Annotated in this window: 21 protein-coding genes and 1 pseudogene; 17 read left to right on the top strand and 5 right to left on the bottom strand. The window is 67.9% G+C overall.

Annotated features, from left to right (window positions below):
- Positions 1-30: 30 nt before the first annotated feature.
- Positions 31-717: a hypothetical protein gene (locus FFS49_RS23185; RefSeq protein WP_071333440.1), complete on the bottom strand. Its 687-nt coding sequence runs from the start codon at positions 715-717 to the stop codon at positions 31-33.
- Positions 718-910: 193 nt separating this feature from the next.
- On the opposite strand from FFS49_RS23185, the gene FFS49_RS23180 reads away from it, so the two are divergent.
- Positions 911-2,188, top strand: coding sequence for an MFS transporter (locus tag FFS49_RS23180; protein WP_071333441.1), 1,278 nt, complete (start codon positions 911-913; stop codon positions 2,186-2,188).
- 336 nt (positions 2,189-2,524) lie between these two features.
- Here FFS49_RS23180 and FFS49_RS23175 read toward each other — a convergent pair whose 3' ends face one another.
- On the bottom strand, positions 2,525-3,472 hold the full coding sequence (locus FFS49_RS23175; protein ID WP_105817644.1) for a LysR family transcriptional regulator: 948 nt from the start codon (positions 3,470-3,472) through the stop codon (positions 2,525-2,527).
- A 115-nt stretch (positions 3,473-3,587) separates the two neighbouring features.
- Between FFS49_RS23175 and FFS49_RS23170 the strand changes: the two genes are divergently transcribed.
- The 14 genes and pseudogenes from FFS49_RS23170 (at position 3,588) to FFS49_RS23105 (ending at position 19,240) form a co-directional block, all read left to right on the top strand.
- On the top strand, positions 3,588-4,640 hold the full coding sequence (locus FFS49_RS23170; protein WP_105817645.1) for a 4-hydroxythreonine-4-phosphate dehydrogenase PdxA: 1,053 nt from the start codon (positions 3,588-3,590) through the stop codon (positions 4,638-4,640).
- Between the two features lie 67 nt (positions 4,641-4,707).
- Positions 4,708-5,880 carry an L-rhamnonate dehydratase gene (locus tag FFS49_RS23165; RefSeq protein WP_105817646.1) on the top strand — a complete coding sequence of 391 codons (1,173 nt, stop codon included), beginning with the start codon at positions 4,708-4,710 and terminating at the stop codon, positions 5,878-5,880.
- 8 nt (positions 5,881-5,888) lie between these two features.
- A complete protein-coding gene (locus FFS49_RS23160) occupies positions 5,889-6,806 on the top strand; it encodes a dihydrodipicolinate synthase family protein (protein ID WP_105817647.1) in 918 nt (305 codons plus the stop codon).
- Positions 6,807-6,947: 141 nt separating this feature from the next.
- A complete protein-coding gene (locus FFS49_RS23155; RefSeq protein WP_105817648.1) occupies positions 6,948-8,240 on the top strand; it encodes an MFS transporter in 1,293 nt (430 codons plus the stop codon).
- A gap of 52 nt (positions 8,241-8,292) precedes the next feature.
- Positions 8,293-9,240, top strand: coding sequence for a hypothetical protein (locus FFS49_RS23150; protein ID WP_105817649.1), 948 nt, complete (start codon positions 8,293-8,295; stop codon positions 9,238-9,240).
- 1 nt (position 9,241) lies between these two features.
- Positions 9,242-10,201: an amidohydrolase family protein gene (locus tag FFS49_RS23145; protein WP_105817650.1), complete on the top strand. Its 960-nt coding sequence runs from the start codon at positions 9,242-9,244 to the stop codon at positions 10,199-10,201.
- Positions 10,202-10,390: 189 nt separating this feature from the next.
- Positions 10,391-11,665: a sugar ABC transporter substrate-binding protein gene (locus tag FFS49_RS23140; protein ID WP_046548892.1), complete on the top strand. Its 1,275-nt coding sequence runs from the start codon at positions 10,391-10,393 to the stop codon at positions 11,663-11,665.
- Positions 11,649-12,608, top strand: coding sequence for a sugar ABC transporter permease (locus FFS49_RS23135; RefSeq protein WP_224755780.1), 960 nt, complete (start codon positions 11,649-11,651; stop codon positions 12,606-12,608). Before FFS49_RS23140 ends, FFS49_RS23135 begins: the two co-directional genes overlap by 17 nt.
- On the top strand, positions 12,596-13,435 hold the full coding sequence (locus tag FFS49_RS23130) for a carbohydrate ABC transporter permease (protein ID WP_105815144.1): 840 nt from the start codon (positions 12,596-12,598) through the stop codon (positions 13,433-13,435). The genes FFS49_RS23135 and FFS49_RS23130 overlap by 13 nt, the downstream gene beginning before the upstream one ends.
- Positions 13,436-13,445: 10 nt before the next feature.
- Positions 13,446-14,480: an NAD(P)-dependent alcohol dehydrogenase gene (locus tag FFS49_RS23125; protein ID WP_105815145.1), complete on the top strand. Its 1,035-nt coding sequence runs from the start codon at positions 13,446-13,448 to the stop codon at positions 14,478-14,480.
- Between the two features lie 3 nt (positions 14,481-14,483).
- A pseudogene (gene ugpC / locus FFS49_RS23120) lies at positions 14,484-15,676 on the top strand (sn-glycerol-3-phosphate ABC transporter ATP-binding protein UgpC).
- A 30-nt stretch (positions 15,677-15,706) separates the two neighbouring features.
- Positions 15,707-16,642, top strand: coding sequence for an AraC family transcriptional regulator (locus FFS49_RS23115; protein ID WP_047852046.1), 936 nt, complete (start codon positions 15,707-15,709; stop codon positions 16,640-16,642).
- Entirely contained in the window at positions 16,639-18,105 is a 1,467-nt protein-coding gene (gene xylB, locus FFS49_RS23110) for a xylulokinase (RefSeq protein ID WP_105815146.1), read from the top strand. The genes FFS49_RS23115 and xylB overlap by 4 nt, the downstream gene beginning before the upstream one ends.
- 109 nt (positions 18,106-18,214) lie before the next feature.
- Complete coding sequence (locus tag FFS49_RS23105) at positions 18,215-19,240, top strand: MerR family transcriptional regulator (RefSeq protein WP_105815147.1); 1,026 nt, start codon at positions 18,215-18,217, stop codon at positions 19,238-19,240.
- A 215-nt stretch (positions 19,241-19,455) separates the two neighbouring features.
- Here FFS49_RS23105 and FFS49_RS23100 read toward each other — a convergent pair whose 3' ends face one another.
- Together FFS49_RS23100 and FFS49_RS23095 are read right to left on the bottom strand one after the other, a co-directional pair.
- A complete protein-coding gene (locus FFS49_RS23100) occupies positions 19,456-20,142 on the bottom strand; it encodes a hypothetical protein (RefSeq protein WP_137910329.1) in 687 nt (228 codons plus the stop codon).
- A gap of 374 nt (positions 20,143-20,516) precedes the next feature.
- The gene (locus FFS49_RS23095) at positions 20,517-21,929 is read right to left on the bottom strand and encodes a PLP-dependent aminotransferase family protein (RefSeq protein ID WP_105815149.1); all 1,413 of its coding nucleotides are present in this window, start codon (positions 21,927-21,929) and stop codon (positions 20,517-20,519) included.
- A gap of 84 nt (positions 21,930-22,013) precedes the next feature.
- Here FFS49_RS23095 and FFS49_RS23090 point away from each other — a divergent pair, with 84 nt between their 5' ends.
- Entirely contained in the window at positions 22,014-22,463 is a 450-nt protein-coding gene (locus FFS49_RS23090) for a GNAT family N-acetyltransferase (RefSeq protein ID WP_105815150.1), read from the top strand.
- Positions 22,463-23,077 (top strand): NAD(P)H-dependent oxidoreductase, encoded by a 615-nt coding sequence (locus FFS49_RS23085; protein ID WP_105815151.1) that lies wholly within the window; start codon positions 22,463-22,465, stop codon positions 23,075-23,077. The genes FFS49_RS23090 and FFS49_RS23085 overlap by 1 nt, the downstream gene beginning before the upstream one ends.
- Before the next feature lie 85 nt (positions 23,078-23,162).
- Here FFS49_RS23085 and FFS49_RS23080 read toward each other — a convergent pair whose 3' ends face one another.
- Positions 23,163-23,978 carry an alpha/beta fold hydrolase gene (locus FFS49_RS23080; RefSeq protein WP_105815152.1) on the bottom strand — a complete coding sequence of 272 codons (816 nt, stop codon included), beginning with the start codon at positions 23,976-23,978 and terminating at the stop codon, positions 23,163-23,165.
- Positions 23,979-23,986: the final 8 nt, after the last annotated feature.

Genomic DNA, 23,986 nt, shown 5'->3' with positions numbered 1-23,986 from the left:
TTCTCGACGCCTTTACGTCACCTTCAACCGTCACGCGCCCGGTTCGCGCCCGACCTGTTCGAGCGGCGGGTTGAACCCGAGCACCGTGTACTCCCGCACGGACACGGTTCCTTTCCCCGCCGCGCCCTGCACGACGACCGCGCGCACCGCGCCGGCGCGGTCGAATTTCAGGCGGGTGCCGACGGTCGCGTTGCGCAGCGCCTCCAGTTCCTCGATCCGCGCGATCGCCAGCTTGCGCACCGCGCCGGACACATACACCGGCAGGAACACCAGCGCGATGAAGATCGACACGGCGTCCTTCGACGCAGTGTCCAGCACCGGCTGACCCGACATCACGAGCGACAGCGAGGTCGCCGCGACGAACATCGCGAGCACGGTCGCGCCCACGCCGAGCGACGAGAACCGTTCGGAGGCCTTCTTCATGCGTGCCTTCACGAGCGCGCGCGTGGTCGCGGCGGGCACCAGCCACTCGCGCTGCGCGCCGTAGTACCCGGCAAAGCCGAGGAACAGCGTCGCGACGGCGCTGATGCCGATGCCGGTGTACAGCGCGTCGAACAGCACGCAGACGAATTCGAGCACGAACACGATCACCGGCGGCCACAGCAGCAGACGGAACGAATAGCCGTCGCGGCCATGCCCACGGATCCACCATTTCACCGGCGGCAGCTCCCAGAAGCGGCTCTCGCGGCGGAGTGAAAGTTCTTCGTCGTCGGTCAATTCTTCACCTGTGGTGTTCCATTGCGTCGGGTACGACCGATGCTGATGATGCCGCTGAAACGGGAATGAATACCTGGGGTTATCGATTGATCCCAAAGATTCATTGGACAGTGTCTCCGCCGCCGCGCGATGCTGGCCCGGCCAGTGAACGCGGCGTCCTTGCCACGCCGCGCACGAGAATGGAGTGAGACACATGCCTAACGACCACCGTCAACGGCGCCACACGCTGTGGCTGCTGTGCGCGCTTTCGTTCATCCTCTACGTCGACCGCGTCAACCTCGCGACCGCGGCCGGCGCGATCAAGGCCGAGCTCGGCCTGTCGAACACCGAACTTGGCGTCGCATTCTCCGCGTTCGCGTATTCGTATGCAATCTGCCAGATCGGCGGCGGCTGGATCGCCGACCGGTTCGGCGCCCGCATGACGCTGATCGGCTGCGGGCTGATCTGGGTCGTGTCGACCTTCGCCACCGGGTTCGTGCACAGCCTCGGGCTGCTGTTCGCCGCGCGCCTGCTGCTCGGCATCGGCGAAGGCGCGACGCTGCCCGCCCAGGCCCGCGCGATCACCCACTGGTTCCCGCGCGAGCGGCGCGGCGTCGTGCAGGGCTTCACGCATTCGTTCTCGCGGCTCGGCAACGCGGTCACGCCGCCGATCGTCGCCGCGTTGATGACCTGGCTGTCGTGGCGCGCGGCGTTCTTCGTGATCGGCGCGGTCACGCTGGCGTGGCTCGCATGGTGGATCGTCGGCTTCCGCGAACATCCGCTCGGCGACGAAGCGGGCAACGATCGGCGGCGCGCTGCCCGCCCCGCGCCGCCCGCCGGCCCGACGCCGTGGGGGCCGCTGTTCCGCCGGATGGCGCCGACCATCTTCGTCTACTTCTGCTACGGCTGGACCGCGTGGCTGTTCTTCACGTGGCTGCCGACGTTCTTCCTGAACGGCCAGGGCCTGAACCTGAAGTCGACCGCGCTGTTCGCGTCCGGCGTGTTCTTCGCGGGCGTAGTAGGCGACACGCTCGGCGGCTGGCTGTGCGACCGGATCTACCGGAAGACCGGCAACCTCGCGCTGTCGCGGCAGAGCGTGATCGTCGCGAGCTTCGTCGGTGCGCTCGCGTGCCTGCTGCCGCTCGCGATCGTGCATTCGACGGCCGGCGTCGCGCTGTGCCTGTCGGGCTCGTTCCTGTGCCTCGAACTGACGATCGGGCCAATCTGGGCCGTGCCGAGCGACATCGCGCCGACCCACGCCGGCATCGCGAGCGGAATGATGAACGCGGGCTCCGCGATCTCGGGGATCCTGTCGCCGATCCTGTTCGGCTATCTCGTCGATCGCACGGGGAGCTGGACCGTGCCGTTCATCGGCTCGGTCGCGATGCTGCTGATCGGCATCGTCGCCGCACTGCGGATTCGCCCGGATCGCACGCTGTCGGAATCGATGGCGGCGCTCGTTGACGCGCCTGCGGCGCCGTCGGCGCGCTGAGGCCGTTCGCTTCGGGGTCGCCTGACTTATCCGTCTCGCCGGGGGGACCATCGCGCTTCACTGCGGTCCGCGATGGTGGTGCATGACGGGCTCGGTCGGCTCGGCCGGATCGGCTTGCTCAGCCGGCTCGGTTAGCTCGGTTAGCTTGGCTGTTCCGGCTGTTCCGGCTGTTCCGGCTGATTCGGCTGATTCGGCTGACTCGGCTGGTTCGGCTGGCTCGGCCGATTTGGCCGGCTTGGCTGATTCGGCTTGCTCGGCAGATTCGGCCACCGTGGCTGGTTCGGCCAGCGCGGCCGGCGCGGCTGGCTCGGCCGCCTCGGCTGGCAAACCGCGTCATCAAGCGCCGTCATCATCCCCGGCTCCTTCCCGATGAAACAGCGCAAGAAACTGCTGCGCGGGGATGCTCAGCGGCCGGTCGCGCCGCACGAGGCTGCCGTACGACGGCAGCTTCTGTTCGAGCGTGTAATCGATGATCGCGACGAGCCCGTGCTCCGCATTGCGCTGCGCCACCGTCAGCGGAATCACGCCGAGCATCGGCGAACGGTCGACGAGGTTCATCGTGGTCAGGATCGACCCGGTTTCGACCAGCCCGCGCGGCATCGGCTGGTGCCGCGCGTTGAACTCGCGCTCGACGACCTCGCGCGCCGGGCTGCCGGCCGGCTGCAGGATCCACGTGTAATCGAGCAGCGCGTCGAACGCCACGGGCCCCGCGCCCGCGAGCGGATGGTCACGGCCCGCGATGATCGCGAGCGCCTCGTCGTCCACCACGCGGAAGTCGCAATCGGTCCCGACGTGACGCCCGATCACCACTTCCAGCACGCCTTCAAGAAGCTGCGGCATCAGCCGGTCGCTCGTATCCACCGCGATGTCGATCGCCAGCAGCGGATAACGCGCCTTCAACTGCACCAGCGCCTCGGTAAGCCGCCCCGGCGACGCCGCCATGATGCTGCCGATCGCCAACCGCCCCGCGCTGCCGAGCTGCAACTCGCCGAGCTCGCGGTTCAGCGCCTCGACACTGCCGCGAATCCCGCGGAAATAGCCGAGCACGCGCTCGCCGGCCGGATTCAGCACGAGCCCGCGCCCGACGCGATCGAACAGCCGCTGCCCGAGCGCGCTCTCCAGCTCGGCCAGCATCTTCGTCGCGGCCGGCTGCGTAAGGCCCATCTGGTCGGCTGCCGCGCGCAGCGTCGAGCATTCGTGCACGGCCAGCAGCAGCGCGATCTGCCGCATGCGCAGCCGGTTCAGCAACTGCGGCGTCGAGTCTCGTCGGTCGATCGAGCCCATCTTTGATTACTCCAGGTTATCGATTCATCAAGAGTTTTCAATTTACCGACTCATTCCGTCTACCTAGCATGAACCCGATAGACAAACGGCCACGCGCCGCCACCGGAGACACCCCATGAACACCCCCTCGCCCGCCGCCCTGCCCGTCGTCGCGCTGACGCTCGGCGACCCCGCCGGCATCGGCGCCGAGCTGATCGCGAAACTGCTCGCCCGCCCCGACGCAACTTCCCGCGCGAACCTCGTGCTGATCGGCGATCGCTGGCTGTGGGAAGCCGGCCAGCGCGTCGCTGGCGTGACGGTCGACGTCGAACCCGTCGCGTCGCTCGCCGCCGCGCGCGGCCGGCCGTCGACCGAACGTCCCGCGTTCGTCGCCCTCGACACGATCGACCCGGCCGACGTCACGGTCGGGCAGCCCGGCGCGGCCGGCGGCCGCTCGACGCTGACCGTGCTCGACCTGTGCCTCGACGCCGCACTGGCGGGCGACATCGACGCGATCTGCTTCGCACCGCTGAACAAGTACGCGATGAAGCTCGGCGGGCTGAAGCACGAGGACGAGCTGCACCACTTCGCCGAGGCGCTCGGCGTGACCGGCTACTTCTGCGAATTCAACACGCTCGGCGAGCTGTGGACCGCGCGCATCTCGTCGCACATTCCGCTGAAGGATGCACCGGGCTACCTGAGCGTCGAGCGGATCGAACAGGCATCCGAACTGATCTACCGGTCGCTGCTCGCGAACGGTGTCGCCGTGCCGAAGGTGGCGATCGCCGCATTCAACCCGCACGGCGGCGACGGCGGCAGCTGCGGCCGCGAGGAAGTCGACATCATCGAGCCGGCCGTGCGCCGGCTGCAGTCGCGCGACTGGCCGACCGATGCGCCGTTCCACGGCCCGTTCCCCGCCGACACGATCTTCCTGAAGGCGCAGGCCGGCGACTACCAGGCAATCGTCACGATGTACCACGACCAGGGGCAGATCGCGATCAAGCTGCTCGGCTTCTCGCGCGGCGTGACCGTGCAGGGCGGGCTGCCCGTGCCGATCACGACGCCCGCGCACGGCACCGCGTACGACATCGCGGGCCGCGGCTCGGCCGACGTCGGCGCCACCTGGCAGGCGCTGCAGATCGCGTGCCGGATGGGCGCCGCGCGCCGTACGCAGCCCGTTTCCGCCTGACCCGACGGCCCCGCCGGCCGCCCGCTTCTCAACACGACAACATCACACCGAACTCCGGAGACACCCGATGAAGATCCGTTCCGTCCGCGCCCGCGTATTCCAGTGGAAAGGCAAGACCGTCCCGCCCCAGGGCAACTTCTGCTCGAACGCGATGGACCTGCTGTACGCGCCGCAGGAAACGATGAGCACGTTCCGCTTCCATTCGTGGACGGTCGTCGAAGTCGAGACCGACGACGGCATCGTCGGCCTCGGCAACGTCGCGCTCGCGCCGCATGTCGCGAAGGTGATCATCGACCAGTACCTCGCGCCGCTCGTGATCGGCCAGGATCCGTGGGACTACGAATACCTGAACCAGCGGATGTATCGCGCGACCCACGCGTGGGGCCGCAAGGGCATCGGCATGGCGGCGATCTCGGCGGTCGACATCGCGATCTGGGACATCCTCGGCAAGAGCGTCGGCAAGCCCGTGTTCAAGCTGCTCGGCGGCCGCACCAAGAAAAAGATCCCCTGCTACTACTCGAAGCTCTATCGCACCGACCTGAAGGAGATGCAGGACGAAGCGCAGCGCTACCTGAAGGAAGGCTTCCGCGCGTTCAAGATGCGCTTCGGCTACGGGCCCGCGCACGGACAGCAGGGCGTGGTGGAGAACCTGAAGTCGGTCGCGGCGATCCGCGAGGTGATCGGCTATGACAACGACCTGATGCTCGAGTGCTACATGGGCTGGAACCTCGAATACGCGAAGCGCATCCTGCCGAAGCTCGAGAAATACCAGCCGCGCTGGCTGGAAGAACCGGTGATCGCCGACGACATCGACGGCTACGCGGAGCTGAACCAGCTCACGCGCATTCCGATCTCCGGCGGCGAGCACGAGTTCTCGCTGTATGGCTTCAAGCAGCTGCTGGACCGCAAGGCCGTGTCGGTCGTCCAGTACGACACGAACCGCGTCGGCGGGATCACGATGGCGCACAAGATCAACGCGCTATGCGAGGCGTACAGCGTGCCGGTGATTCCGCACGCGGGCCAGATGCACAACTATCACCTGACGATGAGCACGCTCGCGTCGCCGATGAGCGAGTACTTCCCGATGTTCGACGTCGAAGTCGGCAACGAGCTGTTCTATTACATCTTCGACGGCGAGCCGGTGGCCGAGAACGGCTTCGTGCAACTGCGCGACGACGTGCCGGGCCTCGGCCTCACGCTGAAGACCGAATTCCTCGACCAGTTCGACATCGTCGAGTGAGGGCCGCCATGAACGCACGCTACCAGGGCGTCTTTCCGGTTGTGCCGACGATTTTCGACGCAACCGGCGCGCTCGATCTCGACGGCCAGCGCCGCTGCCTCGAATTCATGATCGATGCCGGCTCGCAAGGCCTCTGCATCCACGCGAACTACTCCGAGCAGTTCGCGCTCGGCGACGACGAACGCGACCTGATCACGCGCGTCACGCTCGAACACGTCGCGGGCCGCGTGCCGGTGATCGTCACGACGTCGCACTTCAGCGCGCGCATCTGCGCGGAGCGCAACCGGCGCGCGCAGGCACTCGGCGCGGCGATGGTGATGGTGATGCCGCCGTATCACGGCGCGACGTTCCGCGTGCCGGAGGCACAGGTGCGCGCGTTCTTCCGCGAAGCTGCCGACGGCCTCGACATTCCGCTGATGATCCAGGACGCGCCCGCCAGTGGCGTCGCGCTGTCCGCACAGTTCCTCGCGTCGCTCGCGCGCGAGATCGACGCGGTGTCGTACTTCAAGATCGAGACGGCCGGCGCCGCGTCGAAGCTGCGCGAGCTGATCGCGCTCGGCGGCGACGCGATCGAGGGGCCGTGGGACGGCGAGGAAGGCATCACGCTGCTCGCCGATCTCGATGCCGGCGCGACCGGCGCGATGACGGGCGGCGGCTATCCGGACGGAATTCGCCGAATCACCGACGCGTATTTCGCCGGCCGGCGCGACGAAGCCGTCGAGCAGTATGCGCGCTGGCTGCCGTTGATCAACTACGAGAACCGCCAGTCGGGCTTCCTGACCGCGAAGGCGCTGATGCGCGAAGGCGGCGTGATCGCGTGCGACGCACCGCGCGCGCCGTGGCCCGAGCTGCATCCACAGGTGCGCGCCGGCTTGCTCGACGCGGCGCGGCGGCTCGATCCGCTCGTACTGCGCTGGGGGCGCTAGGCGCGAGGCACCCGACATCGGTTCACCCGTGCAACGCCTCAGGGCGTTGCGCATCGGCGGCCGGTACGACATCGGCGCGTCACGGCGTGACAGCGGTCCATCAGAAGACCGCCGCCGCCCACCACCAAGACTGGAGACACCATGACCCTATTGAACCCGGCCACCCCGGCCTACGAAGCCAGCGAAGCCATTCCGCGCCGCCGCTGGCTGCGTGTGATTCCGCCGCTGCTGCTCGCCTGCATCATTTCGTACATGGACCGCGTGAACATCGCGTTCGCGATGCCCGGCGGAATGAACGCCGATCTCGGCATGGACGCGACGATGGCCGGCCTCGCCGGCGGCATCTTCTTCTTCGGCTACCTGTTCCTGCAGATTCCCGGCGGCCGGCGCGCGGCGCTCGGCAGCGGCAAGACCTTCATCGCGTGGTCGCTCGTGAGCTGGGCCGTGCTGTCGGTGCTGACCGGGCTCGTCACCCATACGTGGCAACTGCTGACGCTGCGCTTCCTGCTCGGCGTGGCCGAAGGCGGGATGCTGCCCGTCGTGCTGACGATGGTCAGCCACTGGTTTCCCGACCGCGAACGCGGCCGTGCGAATGCGATGGTCATCATGTTCGTGCCGCTCGCCGGCATGATCACCGCGCCGCTGTCCGGCTTCATCCTCGCCGCGTACGACTGGCATCACCTGTTCTTCAGCGCGGGCGCGCTGTCGCTGCTGTGCCTCGTCGTGTGGCTGATGTTCGCCGACGACGGCCCGGAGACCGCGCGCTGGGTGTCGCCGCGCGAGAAGGCCTACATCCTCGACGCGCTGCGCGAAGAACAGGAGCGCAAGCGCGCGGCCGGCACGCCTGCGGCCGCGTCGTTCGGCGAGCTGCTGCGCAACCCGACGATCTGGCTGCTGATCGCCATCAACTTCTGCTATCAGGTCGGCATCTACGGCTATACGATGTGGTTGCCCACCCTGCTGAAAAACCTCACGCACACCGGGATGGGCAAGATCGGCCTGCTCGCGATGCTCCCGTATGTCGCGATGGTGATCGGCATGTTCGTCACGTCGTATCTGTCTGACCGAACCGGCAAGCGCCGACTGTTCGTGCTGCTGCCGCTCGTCGGCTTCGCCGCGTGCCTCGCGCTGTCGGTGCTCACGCATGCGTCGATGGCCGTATCGTTCGCGTTCCTGATCGGCTGCGGCTTCTTCCTGCAGGCGGCCGCCGGCGTGTTCTGGGCGATTCCGCCGAAGCTCTGCAGCATCGAGACGGCCGGCAGCGCGCGCGGCCTGATCAACGCGCTCGGCAATCTCGGCGGCTTCTGCGGCCCGTATGCGGTCGGCGTGCTGACCCAGCACGTGAGCGCGGCGGCCGGCGTGTACAGCCTCGCGATCACGCTCGCGGTGGCCGGCCTGCTCGCGCTGACGCTGCCGAAACGCTGCGAGGACTGACACCGGATACACGAATACGCAGGCTTGCTGACGCATTGACGGAGACACCCCCATGAACGACATCCTGTTGCTGGTGCAGAAATGCGCCCACACTTTCAGCTTCTACGACCTCGACACGAAAACCGCGCTCAAGCACATCGTGCTGCCGAACTTCCCGCACGAGTTCACCGTCGACGTGAACGAGCGCTTCGCGTACGTCGGCATCTTCGGGATCGAGACCGCGTGGTCGCGCGGCCATGAAGGCGATCACCGGATCGCCGAAATCGATCTCGTCGAACGCACGCACACGCGCATGCTCGACCTGTGGCCGTACTACCGGCCGCACGGGATGGCGAGCGACCGCGACGGCCGGCTGTACGCGATGAGCGAAGCGCACGACATGCTGCTCGTGTTCGACGAGCCGACCAAGCAGCCCGTGCCGAACATGGCCGTGCCGTCCGGCGGCGTGAAGACGCACCTCGTCACGCTCACGCGCGATGCAACCCGTGCGTACGGCGTGCACCTGCTGTCGAATACGGTCACGCAATTCCAACCGCGCGACGCGACGGTCGCGCCGCGCGCGGTGATGCCCGGCCCGCGCCCCGAAGGCAACGCGCTGTCGAGCGACGAGCGCACGCTGTTCGTCGCGAATCGCGGCGACGACACGCTGGTCGAGATCGACACCGAAACGATGACCTGCGGGCGCCGCGTGAAGACGCGCAGCGATCCGAACCGCATCTACCGCACGAGCGCACCCGACGGCCGCGACCTGCTGCTGCTGACCAACTCGGGCGAGCAGTCGATCTCCGTGTTCGATGCGCGACAGCTCGAGGAGATCGAACGCATCGCACTGCCCGCGAACCCGACCGCGCTGTCGTTCCATCCGTCGCGGCGCGCCGCATACGTGTCGTTCCAGGACGACTACGTGCGCGAGCTCGATCTCGATACGTGGCGTTTCGTCGGTGCGTTGGCGACGCTGCGCGAGCCCGATGCGTCGTACGTGCTCACCGGGGCACGCTGACATGCGCGACGCGCCGCCGCTCGACGGCATGCCGGATGCGCTCGTCGATGCGCATCACCACCTGTGGCGGCTCGATGCAGGCGCGCACTATCCGTGGCTGCAGGAGGGCTACGATCCGGCGCGCTTCATGTTCGGCGACTACGCGGCGCTGTGCCGCGATTTCGGGGTGGACGATCTCCGGCACGCGGCGCGGGGTGTGCCGATCGTCGCGAGCGTGCACGTCGAGGCCGAACGGGCGCGCGACGAGGCGCTGGCGGAAACGCGCTGGCTGCACGAGGTCGCGGCGTCGCACGGGTTGCCGTCGGCGGTCGTCGCGTGGGTCGACCTGCTCGCGAGTGATGCGGACGAGCGGCTTGCCGAGCAGGCCGCGTGGCCACGCGTGCGCGGCGTGCGCTTCAAGCCGCGCACTGCGGCTGCGCCGGATGCGTCCGTCGACGGGCCGGGCACGCTGCGCGATCCGCGCTGGCCGGCCGCGCTGGCACGCCTCGCCGCGCATGGCCTGAGCTGGGATCTGCGCGTGCCGTTCTGGCATCTCGGCGAGGCGGCTTCGATGCTCGCCGATGCACCGGATGTCGACGTCGTGCTCGAACATGCGGGGCTGCCGTGGGATCGCTCGGATGCGGGGCTCGCACATTGGCGGCGCGGCATGGAGGCGCTTGCCGCATCGCCGCGCGTGGTCGTGAAGATCTCCGAACTCGGCTTGCGCGATGCAGCGTGGAACGAAGCGGACAACGCACGAATCATCCGCGACGCGATCGCGATCTTCGGCGCGCAGCGCTGCCTGTTCGCCAGCAACTTTCCGGTGGCCGGGCTGCGCGTGTCGTATCCGGCGCTGCTGCGCACGTTCGCTCGTGCGATGACGCAACTCGATGACGCCGAGCGCCGCGCGATCTGGCATGACAACGCACTGCGGGTGTACCGGATCGCGCTCGACACGCTGCACGGGCCGGCAGGCGGATAAAACGTACTGCCCCGCCCTCCCCCGCCGTCCGGACGCCCCACCACCACATTTTGTGCACCGCACGACCCACCCTGAGCAAAAAGTATCGGTTCGCGTTTTCTTTTGATGTGGTGATCGCATCGCCCCCGTCACACCATTGTTCCTGCCGTCATCGACGGCATTCGAACAAGCAGAATCAAGGAGACACGGGTGAACAAGATGCGAATCGTCGCAGCCGGCGTGCTGCTCGGCGCCTGTCTGCCGGGCGTCGCGGCCGCGCAGGTCTGCAAGGTGCCGACCCTTCGGGTGCTCGCGCAGAAGAGTCTCGGCCTGTCGGTCATGGAGAAGTCGCTGGCCGACTACGAGAAGAAGAGCGGCACCAAGGTCGAGATCAGCTATTTCGGCGAAAACGACCGCCGCGCGAAATCGCGGCTCGACGCGTCGACCGGCGCAGGCTCGTACCAGATCTACTACGTCGACGAGGCGAACGTCGCCGAATTCGCGTCGGCCAACTGGATCGTGCCGCTCCTCAAGTACTACCCGAAGGAATATGACTACGACGACTTCCTGCCCGGCCGCCGCGCGGTCGCGAGCTACAACGGCGTCGCGTACTTCGCGCCGCTGATCGGCGGCGGCGACTTCCTGTTCTATCGCCGCGACCTGCTCGACGCCGCGCACATTCCGGTACCGAAGACGCTCGACCAGCTCGTCGCCGCGATCAAGAAGCTCAACGCGCCGCCGAAGCTGTATGGCTGGGTCGCACGCGGCCAGCGCGGCTCCGGGATGAACGTGTGGCGCTGGTCGCCGTTCATGCTCGGCATGGGCGGCGCCTGGACCGACAAGGGCGGCCAGCCCGCATTCAACTCGCCGGGCGCCGTGAAGGCCACGCAGCTCTACAGCGACCTGTTCAAGTACGCGCCGCCGGGCTCGGCGACCTACGACTGGAGCAACGCGCTCGAAGCGTTCCGTTCGGGCAAGGTCGCGTTCATGATCGAATCGACGCCGTTCGCGGACTGGATGGAGGATGCGAGCAAGTCGAGCGTGGCCGGCAAGGTCGGCTACACGCGCCCGCCCGCGCCGCTGCCGTCGGCTGCCTACGGCCACGGCTTCGCGATCTCGGCGGTCGGTGCGAAGGACGACTGCACGCGGACGGCCGCCGGCCGCTTCATCGCGTGGGCGACCAGCAAGGACCAGGAGCAGGCGCGGCTGCGCAACGGCGTGTTCAGCGACTACAACCGGTCGAGCACGATCGCGAGCCCGTACTTCAAGCAGCACGTCGCGCCGCAGATCCAGGCCGGGCTGAACGACACGAACCCGGTCACGCAGGTGACGATCTGGCGCACGCCGCAGTGGCCGGATATCGGCGACAACCTCGGCATCGCGCTCGAGCAGGTGTTCACCGGCACGCAGACGGATATCCGCGGCACGCTCGACGATGCAGACCAGTACGCGAAGGACGCGCTCGAACATGGCGCTCGCAAATGACGGCGCCGACGGACGCGCGCTCGGCGTCCGTCCGGCCTCTCCCGCAACGTCGGCCCGGCGCGGCCGCGCGCGCCGCGACCGCACGAGCCTGCCGTGGGTGTTCCTCGCGCCGACGCTCGCGCTGCTCGCGGTCCTGAGCCTTGTCCCAACGGTCGCCGCGATCAACCTCGCGCTGCGCAACCGCGTGCTGCGCTATCCGGACAGCGAATACGTCGGCCTGCGCAACTTCATCCGGCTCGCGTCGGACCGTCGTTTCCTGAACGCGATCGAGGTGTCGGTGCTGTGGGAAGTCGTCACGGTGGCGGGCGCGGTGCTCGTCGGAATCGCGCTGGCCGTGTTCCTGTTCGAGCGCGTGCATGGCCGCTGGCGCCGTTTTGCATCGCTGGTGCTGATCATGCCGGTGCTGCTGCCGCGCGTATCGGCCGCGTTCATCTGGAAGTTCATGTACGCGCCGCTCACCGGCATCCTGAGCTGGCTGCTCGGCATGCTCGGGATCGAGAACACCGCGTTCCTCGCCGATCCGCATCTCGCGCTGTACGCGGTCGCGCTGGTCGACGTGTGGCAATGGGGGCTGTTCTTCGCGGTCGTGATCCTGAAGCTGCTGGAGACGCTGCCGCCCGAACCGCTCGAAGCCGCGCGGCTCGACTACGCGACGACGTGGCAGGTGCATGCGTACATCGCGCTGCCGATGCTGAAGGCGCCGCTCGTGAGCCTCGTGTTCATCAAGATGGTCGAATCGCTGCGCTCGTTCGACCTGATCTACGTGATGACCAAGGGCGGCCCCGGCATCGCGACCGAAACGCTCGACCTGTACGCGTACCAGCAGGGCATCGGCCTCGCCGGCAAGGTGTCCTACGCGTCGGGCATGGCCGTGCTGATGATGGTCGCGACCACGCTCGTCTTCACGCTCATCTGGAAGAGGGTCAACAAATGGGACGACTGATGGCCCGCCGCGGCCCCGCCGCGACCGTTTCGCACCTGTCCACCGTCGCGATCGCCGGCGCGATCCTGCTCGTCGCCGCGTTCCCGCTGTTCTGGGCCGTGCTCAATTCGCTCAAGCACCTGCTCGACATCGTCACGCCCGTGCCGCGCTTCGTCTTCACGCCGACGCTCGCGAACTACGAGCAGGTACTGTCGAGCCCCGAGGTGGTGATCGGGCTCGGCAACAGCATCGCGATCGTCGGCGCGGCCGTGCTGATCGGCGCGGTGCTCGGCGTGCCGGCCGCGTATGCGATCGCGCGTTACCCGATACGCGGCAAGCGCGACATCCAGTTCTTCCTGCTGTCGCTGCGCTTCCTGCCGCCGGTCGCGGTCGCGCTGCCGCTGATCGCGATCTGGGTCGATCTCGGGCTGTACGACACGAAGCTGTCGATGATCGTCACGTACCTGCTCGTCACGCTGTCGACCATCACGTGGCTGTCGATCCCCGTGTTCCGCCGGCTGCCGCGCGAGATCGAGGAAGCCGCCGCGCTCGACGGCTACGGGCCGTACGCGGTGTTCTGGCACATCGCGCTGCCGGTGTGCGCGAGCACGCTGCTCGGCGGCATCGTGTTCAGCTTCGTGCTGGTGTGGAACGAATTGATGATCGCGCTCGCGCTCACGTCGTCGCGCAGCGCGACGCTGCCGGTGGTCGCGTCCGCGTTCACGTCGCTCGGCCAGGAAGTGCCGTGGGGCGTGATCAACGCGTCGACGGTATTGCTCGCGCTGCCGCCGCTCGTGTTCGTCGGCATGCTGAGCCGCCTGCTCAATTCGATGGTCAAGGGAAAATAAGGAGGATGTGTTGAAAGCACTCGTACTCGAACGCACGCGCGAACTCGCGCTGCGCGACATCGACCTGCCGCAGGCGGTCGGCCCTGGCGACGTCCGGATCAAGGTGCATACGGTCGGCGTCTGCGGCAGCGACGTGCACTACTACGTTCACGGCGGGATCGGCCCGTTCCGCGTCGACGCGCCGATGGTGCTCGGCCACGAGGCATCCGGCACCGTCGTCGAGACCGGCGCCGGCGTCACGCACCTGCGCGTCGGCGATCGCGTGTGCATGGAGCCCGGCGTGCCGCGCCTCGATTCGCCCGCGACGCTGCGCGGCCTCTACAACCTCGATCCCGACGTGCGCTTCTGGGCGACGCCTCCCATACACGGCTGCCTGACGCCGTTCGTCGTGCATCCGGCCGCGTTCACGTACCGGCTGCCCGACAACGTGTCGTTCGCCGAAGGCGCGATCGTCGAGCCGCTGTCGATCGGCCTGCAGGCCGCGAAGAAAGCGGCGATGAAGCCGGGCGACCTCGCGGTCGTGATCGGCGCCGGCACGATCGGCGCGATGACGGCGCTCGCCGCGCTCGCCGGCGGCGCCGCGCGCGTGATCCTCGCCGACGTCGTGCCCGACAAGCTCGCGCTGTTCGCCGACAACCGCGCCGTCACGACCGTCGACGTGCGCACAGAGTCGCTCGCCGACGCGGTGGCCGAAGCAACGGACGGCTGGGGCGCGGACGTCGTGTTCGAAGCGAGCGGCAGCGCGAACGCGTATGCGGGCCTCGTCGACCTGATGTGCCCGGGCGGCTGTGCGGTGCTGATCGGCATGCCGGTCGCGCCGGTGCCGCTCGACGTGGTCGCGCTGCAGGCGAAGGAAGGCCGCATCGAATCGGTGTTCCGCTACGCGAACATCTTTCCGCGCGCGCTCGCGCTGATCGCGTCCGGCGCGATCGACGTGAAGCCGTTCATCTCGCGCACGTTCCCGTTTTCCGAAGGCGTGCGCGCGTTCGAGGAAGCGGCGAGCGGCCACCCGCGCGACGTCAAGATTCAGATCGAAATGGATTGAGCCATGGCACAGATCACCTGCAAGGCTTTGTCGAAGCACTACGACGGCGGCCCCGCCGTGCTGCACCCGCTCGACCTCGAGATCGCCGACGGCGAATTCATCGTGCTGCTCGGCCCGTCCGGTTGCGGCAAGTCGACGATGCTGCGGATGATCGCGGGCCTCGAGGCGATCACCGGCGGCGAGCTCGTGATCGGCGACGCGGTCGTCAACGACCTGCCGTCGCGCGAGCGCAATGTCGCGATGGTGTTCCAGAACTACGCGCTGTATCCGCACATGACCGTGTACGACAACATCGCGTTCGGCCTGCGGCGGCTGAAGGTGCCGGCCGACGAGATCGACCGCCGCGTGCGCGACGTCGCGCGCATCCTGAGCCTCGACGCACTGCTCGACCGCCGCCCGCGCGCGATGTCGGGCGGCCAGCAGCAGCGCGCGGCGATCGCGCGCGCGATGATCAAGACGCCCGCCGTGTTCCTGTTCGACGAGCCGCTATCGAACCTCGACGCGAAGCTGCGCACCCAATTGCGCGGCGACATCAAGCGGCTGCACCGGCGGCTGAAGACGACCACGCTGTACGTCACGCACGACCAGCTGGAGGCGATGACGCTGGCCGACCGCGTCGTGCTGATGCGCGGCGGCCACATCGAGCAGATCGGCACGCCGGCCGAACTGTACGGGCAGCCGCACACGGTGTTCGCCGCCGGCTTCGTCGGCACGCCGGCGATGAACTTCGCGGCGGGCACGATCGAGCGCCTCGGCGAGAACGTGCTGCTCGACTGCAACGGCGCGCGCTGGCCGCTCGCGTCGCCGCGCTTCGCCGGGCTGCACGACGGCCAGAAGGTCAAGGTTGCGATCCGCCCGAACCACCTGCGGCTCGTCACCGAACCGGATCCGACCCCGGGCACGCTCGCGCTGACCGGCACGGTCGAGCTCGTCGAGCTGCTCGGCGCCGAGGCGCTCGTCACGCTGGACTGGCACGGCCATCGGGGCCGGCCCTCGTGCCGGCCCCGATGGCCCCGGCGCCGGGGGCCGTGGTAGCGTTTCGCTTCGACGAAGCAGCCCTGCATCTGTTCGACGCCGGCACCGAGCGCAACGTCACGCTGCCGGACGCGAACCCCATCGCGCACGCGGCACCGCCGGCGGCCGCGACGCGCACCACGCCGCCCGCCGCGACGGGCTGGTCGATGTCCCGTTCGTAGCACGCCGGCACGCCCCCGACGGAGCACACGATGAACCCGGATCTCGAGATCGTTCCCACCCACCGCGACGAATCGTTCCGCGCGTGGATCCACGACTATCCGCACTCGGTCGCGAAGTGGCACTTCCATCCCGAGTACGAGATTCATCTGATCCAGTCGTCGCACGGCAAGATGTTCGTCGGCGATCACATCGGCGATTTCGGCCCCGGCAACCTGATCATCACGGGGCCGAACCTGCCGCACAACTGGGTCAGCGAGCTCCCCGACGGTGAGCGCGTGCCGTCGCGCGACGTCGTGCTGCAGTTCTCGCGCGATGCGATCGAAAAGATGGTCGGCGCGTTCAGCGAGCTGCAGCCGGTGATCGACCTGATCGACGATGCGGCGCGCGGCGTGCAGTTTCCCGACCGCGTCGGCCGCGACGTCGCGCCGCTGATGCTCGAACTCGCGAACGCGCACGGCTGCCGGCGCGTCGAGATCCTGATGTCGCTGTTCGACCGGCTGTCGTCGTGCCGCGAGCGGCGCGTGCTCGCCGGCCCCGGCTACCGCAGTGACGCGCAGCACTACATGTCGTCGACCATCAACCAGGTGCTGTCGTACCTGCAGCAGAACCTGCCCGGCATGCTGCGCGAGACCGACGTCGCCGCGTTCGCCGGGATGAGCGTCAGCACCTTCACGCGGTTTTTCCGGCGCCATACCGGCTCGTCGTTCGTGCGCTACCTGAACCGGCTGCGCATCAACGAGGCCTGCGAGCTGCTGATGTTTTCCGATCTGACGGTGACCGACATCTGCTACCGGGTTGGCTTCAACAACCTGTCGAACTTCAACCGTCAGTTTCTCGCGATGAAGCAGGTGCCGCCGTCGAGGTTCCGCGCGCTGCACCGGCTCAACGAACCGCACGGCCGCGACGACGCGCCGCCGCTTCGGCGTGCGCCGCCGCGCGCCCCAGACAGGATGCTTCACACGTGACATTTCTCGGCATCGATCTCGGCACGTCCGAGGTCAAGGTTCTCCTCACCGATTCCCGTTCGGTCCCGCTCGCGTCCGGCTCGGCCGCGCTGTCGATCAGCCGCCCGCATCCGCACTGGTCGGAACAGAGCCCGCAGGCGTGGTGGCACGCGATGCTCGATGCGATCGCGGCGGTGCGCGCCGCGCATCCGGCCGGCTTCGCCGCGCTGCGCGGCATCGCGCTGTCCGGGCAGATGCACGGCGCGACGCTGATCGATCGCGCGGACCAGGTGCTGCGCCCCGCGATCCTGTGGAACGACACGCGCGCCGGCACCGAGTGCGTCGAACTCGAGGCGCTGGTGCCGGAATCGCGCGCGATCACCGGCAACATGGCGATGCCCGGCTTCACCGCGCCGAAGCTCCTGTGGCTCGCGAAATACGAGCCCGCCGTGTTCCGCGCGGTGCACAAGGTGCTGCTGCCGAAGGACTACCTGATCTGGCGCCTGTCCGGCGAATTCGTATCCGAGATGTCCGATGCATCGGGCACGCTGTGGCTCGACTGCGCGCGCCGCGACTGGTCCGACCGGATGCTCGCCGCGACCGAGCTGTCGCGCGCGCAGATGCCGCGCCTCGTCGAGGGCAACGCCCCCGCCGCGCAGCTGCGCGACACGCTGCGGCGCGAATGGGGCATCGCGGGGCCCGTGACGATCGCCGGCGGCGCCGGCGACAACGCGGCCTCCGCGATCGGCATGGGCGTCACGGGCGCCGGCAGCGGCTTCCTGTCGCTCGGCACGTCGGGCGTGCTGTTCGCCGGCAACGACCGCTTCGCGCCGAACCCGGACGCCGCCGTGCACGCGTTCTGCCACTGCATCGAAGGGCGCTGGCACCAGATGAGCGTGATCCTGTCGGCCGCCGCGAGCCTCGACTGGCTCGCCCGCGCGCACGGCACCTCCGCCGGCGTGCTCGCTGCACGCGCCGAACGCGCGGAGCCGGCCCGCGCGCCGCTGTTCCTCCCGTATCTCGGCGGCGAGCGCACGCCGCACAACGATGCGCACGCGCGCGGCGTGTTCTTCGGGCTGTCCAACGAGCACGATGCGGACGATCTCGCGTATGCGGTGATGGAAGGCGTCGCGTTCGCGATGGCCGACGGCTACGACGCGTTGCGTGCGGCCGGCACGACGCTCGACGCGGTGTCGTTCATCGGCGGCGGTTCGAAGAGCGCGTTCTGGGCGCGGCTGTGCGCGAATGCGACCGGGCTCGCGATGCAGCGCCATGCGGACGGCGCGGTCGGTGCGGCACTCGGCGCGGCACGGCTTGCACGCCTCACCGCAACGGACGACACGCTCGCGGAAGTCTGCGTCGCGCCGCCCGTCACGGAGACGGTCGCGCCCGATGCCGCCACGGCCGATTTGCTGGCGGGGCGGCTCGCCCGCTACCGGCGGCTGTATCGCGTGTTGCGGGAAGAGTTCGCGGCCGCCGACTGACGCGCGGCGCGGCATGCGTCTTCGTCGATTCGCGCGTGGTTGCGCTTGACCCGGCCCTTGGGATCGCCTTTATGCTCGTCGTCACGAATCGACGACCCGAAGGTGACCCATGAACGATGTCACGCGCGGCCTGAGCGCATCGGAAGCCGCTATGCGGCTCGGCGTATCGGCCAAGGCACTGCGGCTGTACGAACGGCAAGGACTGGTTACGCCCGGGCGAACGGTGGCCGGATACCGCGCCTATGGCCCGGACGATCTGGCGCGTGCGGCCGAAATCGCGGCGCTGCGCGCGCTCGGCCTGAGCCTGGCCCAGGTCGCGAACGTGCTGGGCGGCGACGCCCGCAGCCTGAGCGACGCATTGGCCACGCATGAAGCGGCGCTCGAAAGCGGTATTCAGGATCTGGTCGGCAAGGTCGACAGGGTTCGCGCGATCCGCGCCGATCTCGCGCGCGGCCGAATGCCCGGCGACGGCGAATTGACGCGCCTGCTCGCGCCGGCCGCCGCGGGCGTTGCGTTCAGCCTCCCCTGGCCGTGGGACGGCGAATGGTTCGAATTTCGCGATATCCGTCCGCTGAACTACATCATCGGTTCGCTGGGCAGCGGCAAGACGCGGCTCGCGCATCGGCTGGCCGAGGCATTGCCCGGCGCCGCGTTCATCGGGCTGGACCGGCTGGAAGATGGCGGCGCGGCGGCTTTCGCCGCATTGCAGGCCGATCCGGCGCTGAAGGCGCGCGTCGAACGCACGTCGGCATGGCTCGCCGACGAAGGCGCCACGCCGTCCCCGGCGCTGACCATCCTGCTCGCCGGCCTTGAGGCGGACGGCACCGGCGCGTTGGTCGTGGACATGATCGAGCAGGATCTCGACCAGCCCACGCAGGAGGCGCTGATTGCTTGCCTTCGCCAGCGTGCCGGAGCCGGCGGCATGCGGCCGCTGTTCATGCTGACCCGCTCGTCGGCCGTGCTGGACCTGTCGGCCGTCGGGCCCGACGAAGCGATCATTCTGTGTCCCGCGAACCATAGCCCGCCGGCCCGCGTCGCACCGTACCCCGGCGCACCGGGCTACGAAGCGGTGGCCACGTGTCTTGCGTCGCCGGCCACCCGCGCGCGGATCGCACGGCGGCCGGAGGCGGGGTAGCGGCTTCGCCGCGGGTTGGTGTCACGGCCGACGATGGCCGGCGCGTGCGGCTCGGGCTGCCGGTGCGGTGGGGCGCCGGAGTAGTGCCATTTCGTTGCGCCCGATTGACTGCAGCCGACCCTGAAGAAACAGTCAGATCTCCTGCTAGCGGACACCCGGCGCATGTTCATTGGCGCAGTCGCCCGCCATCCACACGAAGGATTCTTTGCTCGCGATCATGGCATGCCGCTAGCTTTAGTCAGCATCTCGCCGAGCCGTATGGAGACTGGGTCTTCCGCTGAACGCCCTTCGAGAAAGCGATCCAACTCTCGACGCGCATCATCAGCGTTGCCTGTCCTCGCGAGCACAAACGCGAGCGCGATCGGATGCTGGACATAGTTGTAAAAACCCAAGCCTCCGCTCGACAGATAGCTTCGCAGCCATTCGAATGCCCCGACGACGTCCTCGACCGAATTGACCCGTCGCCAAAATTCGTCTGCCCGTGCGATCGCATCTTCCACAATCGGCGCCGATTTCTGAGCGACGACCTGTTCTCCACAAATAAGGCTCACGTCTAAATCCTTGTCGCGTGCATCGACAACGAGGTCAAAGATCGCAGTTTTGTTGGTTCGGTGCCAGCGAACAGAACTGCCCGACACATGCGGGACAAAGTCAAAGGACAAGCCCCATCGAGGAGCGATGACGCCGCCTTTCCATGCGGGAAATGCAAATATCTGACGGATGGGTGACCCGTCGTGTCGCACCCACTTCAGAGGCGCTACTGTCTCGAACCCCCGCGCGTTCAAAGCCGCATCGACCACGGGAGACATCACGCGATGCGCAGCCTCCAAGGTCACCATGTTGAATGCTTCGCCATTTTTAGAATCCTTCCGAACGTGCGCTATCCGCTTGCTGATGCTCATCGTCGCAACACCATTGTCAGGCTTGGAAGGCCGCCGCCGTCAGTCTGATTTTGACGGGGCGTGGCCGTGGTTTGGGCTTGCATTGTCGACGATTCAGATCGCCCTGTCGAACGGCCGTTCCTGGCCGAGAACCGCCCTCGGAGTTGCGAGCCAGGCCGGCTACTTCGACTCGGTCGAAAGTCGGAACAGCATGATGTCGGCCGTGCCCCCTACTCGAACACGCAACCGATGACGCATGAATCCGGAAAGCGACATCACGGGGTGTTTTCGACAATGCGCAGAACAGTCGCAGAAATCGGTCCCACAGTCGCAAACCCATGCCACCAGCCGCACGCACTCCAGCCCCCACGGCTGCGTAATCCACCACGCCCGCTTCACCCGCAAACGAGCCGATACAAGCGCCGAACCAGCGTCAACGCCTGCTGCGCCGACGTCAGGTTCGTGAAGCCGAGCAGCATGCCCGGCGGCATCCGGCCGCCCGGGCTCCAGTCGTTCAGCGGCTGAACGGAAAAGCCCTGCACCTCAGCCATACGTGCGACGGCGCGATCGTCGACCGCCGTGCGCCAGTAGGCCACCACATGCAGGCCGCCCGCGCGGGGCGGGATATCCAGCGTATCGCCGAAGACCTTGCCCAGCGCATCGATCAGCCACGCGCGGCGGGTGGCGTAAAGCGCACGCATTTTCTTCAGGTGGCGCGCGAAGTGCCCTTGCTCCATGAAATCGGCGACGACCGATTGCATCAGCATCTGGCCGCTCCCGCCGAGCCATCCGGCGGTATCGCGAAAGGCGGCGACCTGCTCGTCGGGAACGACGAGATACCCCAGCCGCAAGCCCGGATACAGCACCTTGCTGAACGATCCGGTGTAAAGCACGCGGTGGTGGCGATCCAGGCTCTTGAGCGCGGGCAGCGGGCGGCCGTGGTAACGGAACTCGCTGTCGTAATCGTCCTCGACGATCCAGGCCCGCTGCTGACGAGCCCAGTCGAGCAAAGCCAGGCGTCTCGGCAGCGACAGCGCGACACCGAGCGGGCTTTGATGGGTCGGCGTCACCACGGCAAAACGTGCATCGGCCGCCCGGCGCAGCCCCGCTTCCACGCACAGGCCGTCGTCGTCGACCGGCACGGGCACGAGCCGCATCCCCGCGTGCTCGAGCACGCGGCGTGCGTGGATATAACCGGGATCCTCGAACCAGCCGGTGTCGCCGGGGCGCAGCAAGGTCCGGCAGATCAGGTCCAGCGCGCCGCGATACCCCGCGGTGATGAAAATCTGCCCGGCCGAACAGTCGATGCCGCGCGACACGCCGAGGTACGCGGACAGCGCACGCCTGAGCCCGTCATGCCCTTGCGGCGGCGCATAGTCCAGCGACGGGGTCGCCATCGCCCGCACATGACGGCCGGTGAGCCGTATCCACGGCATGCGCGGAAACGCATCGAGCGCGGGAATGCCCATCTGGAACGGCTTCGGCCCGCTCGCCGCCGAATCGCCGCGCGGCGGTTCATCCGGCCGCGGCGCCGCGGCGCGCGGCTGCCGCCCATTCGGCAGCTGGGGTGACACGACGGTGCCCGCCGGCCCGCGTGCGACCAAGTACCCTTCGCCGATGAGGACCTGATAGGCCGCTTCGACGGTGCCGCGTGCCAGATTGAGTTCGCTGGCCAGGCTCCGTACCGACGGCACGCGCTTGCCCGGCGCCAGCTTGCCCGTCTCGATCGCATCGCGGAAGCGCCGGACCAGTTGCCGATAGACCGGCATGTCGAGATGACGGTCCGGCATCAGATCGTCGAATTTCATGTCCCAGTCAAATAGTCACTTTTTGGACCTTCAGGATACGCCATCCGATTCGTACAGTAACGACATTACCGTGGAGCAATCGTGATGCCAGAGATCCATTTGAAACGCGCCGTGACGGACGCGGATTACCGGTCGACGTTCGACGTGATGCGCGAGCTGCGCCCGCACCTGACCGATGCCGATGCGTTCGTGCAGCAGATGCGCCGCCAGGCCGAACAAGGCTATGTGCTGCTGACCGCACGGCACGGCAGCCCGGACGGTGCGGTCGTCGCGCTGGCGGGATACCGTCACCTCGAAAACACGCTGTACGGGCGCTTCGTCTATGTCGACGACCTGGTCGCGACCGCACACGCGCGCAGTCAACGGCTGGGCGAGCGGCTGCTCGATGCGGTGCGCGACGACGCGCGGCAACACGGCTGCGGGCACCTCGTACTCGATACCGGGCTCTCCAACGCGCTCGCACAGCGTTTCTATTTCCGCCAGGGGCTGCTGTCCCGCGGCATGCATTTCAGTCAGTCTCTTCAGGCGCCCTGATGAACAATCTTCTTTTTGTCGATGCCAGTCCGCATGGCAGTGATTCGCTGGGCGCACGCATTGCGCACGAAGCCATCGCGCAATGGCAGGCGGCCCGCCCCGATGCGCGGGTCGTGTCGCGCAGCCTCGGTCAACCCGGCTTGCCCTCGCTATCGGCCGACTATGCGCGTGCGGTGGTCGCGAGGCAGCCGGATTCCGATCCCGCATTGGCGTACTCCGAAAAACTGATCGCGGAAGTGGAACACAGCGACGGCATGTTGATCAGTACACCGATGCACAACTTCACGGTCCCAGCCACGCTGAAGCTGTGGATCGATTTCGTGCTGCGTATCGGCCGCACGTTCACGGCCACGCCGGAAGGCAAGTTCGGCCTGCTCGCCGATCGCCCCGTGCTCGTGCTGGTACGCTCGGGCGGCATCTGCACCGGCGCAGCGGCACGGCAGCCCGATTTCCTGACTCCGTACCTGAAGCAGGTGCTCGCCGTGATCGGCCTGTCGACGGTCGATTTCGTCTACCTCGAAGGCCTTGCGCCGAGCGACGCCGCCATCGATGCGGTACGCGCCCAGTTGGCCACCTCGGCCCTGCTGGCGCGACGCACGATGGAAACGGCATGAATTCGCCACGCCCCGGTACGCATGCGCGGCCCGATGCGTTCCGGGGGCAGCGGATATCGCGCATCCCGAGCCGGGCACGTCGCCGTCAGGATTCCAGCCGCCCCATCCGGCGCGCCATCGCCGGGCTCACCGCATGCGCCGGATCGAACCCGAAGAAGTCGAGCACGTGGCGCGCGACGTCGTCGCGATCGTTGTCCGCGCAGATCATGTGATAGCTGTTCTCGAGCACGATCCCGCGCGCGTCGGGCATTTTCTCGAGCAGGAAATCGGCCGAGCGCAGGCTCGTCAGTTCGTCCTCGCGCGCATGCAGCACGAGCGTCGGGCACGGCGTGCCGGCCGCGGCCTCGAGCGCCCAGTCGCGCATCCGGTCGACCTGCCGCACGCACGAGAGCGGCACCCACGCATAGTGGAAACTGTCCTCGCGCTCGAACTTCTTCTTCACGATCGCGCGGATCGTCGCGTTCTTGATGCCGAACGGATCGCTTTCCTCCACACGCATCCGCTCGGCCACACCCGGCACGCGGTACAGCACGTGCCGCAACGCGCGATACCAGGGCGTCGACCACCCGTCGATGAACACCGGCGTGGCCAGCAGCGCCAGCCGGCCGCGCGCATGCTGCACGCGATGGCATAGCAGCAGCGCGACCAGCGCACCCATGCACATGCCCGCGACATGCAGCGTGTCGTACTCGTGTTCCAGCGCGCGATACTGCTCGGTCACCGCGTCGAGCCACGCTTCCGCGCGCATGCCGACCAGATCCTCGGGGCGCGTGCCGTGCCCCGGCAGCGTGGTCATGTGCGTGTCGGCGCCCGCGCGCCGCATCGCCTTGTGCAGCGAACCGAGATCGTATTGCGTGCCGCCGAGCCCGTGGATCAGCAGGACGCCCGTGCGGCCCGTCATGACGCGCG

This window comes from Burkholderia sp. 4NA327C6 (assembly GCF_005502655.1).
Taxonomy (GTDB): Bacteria; Pseudomonadota; Gammaproteobacteria; order Burkholderiales; family Burkholderiaceae; genus Burkholderia; species Burkholderia contaminans.
This window is presented reverse-complemented; position numbering and strand designations above follow the sequence as displayed.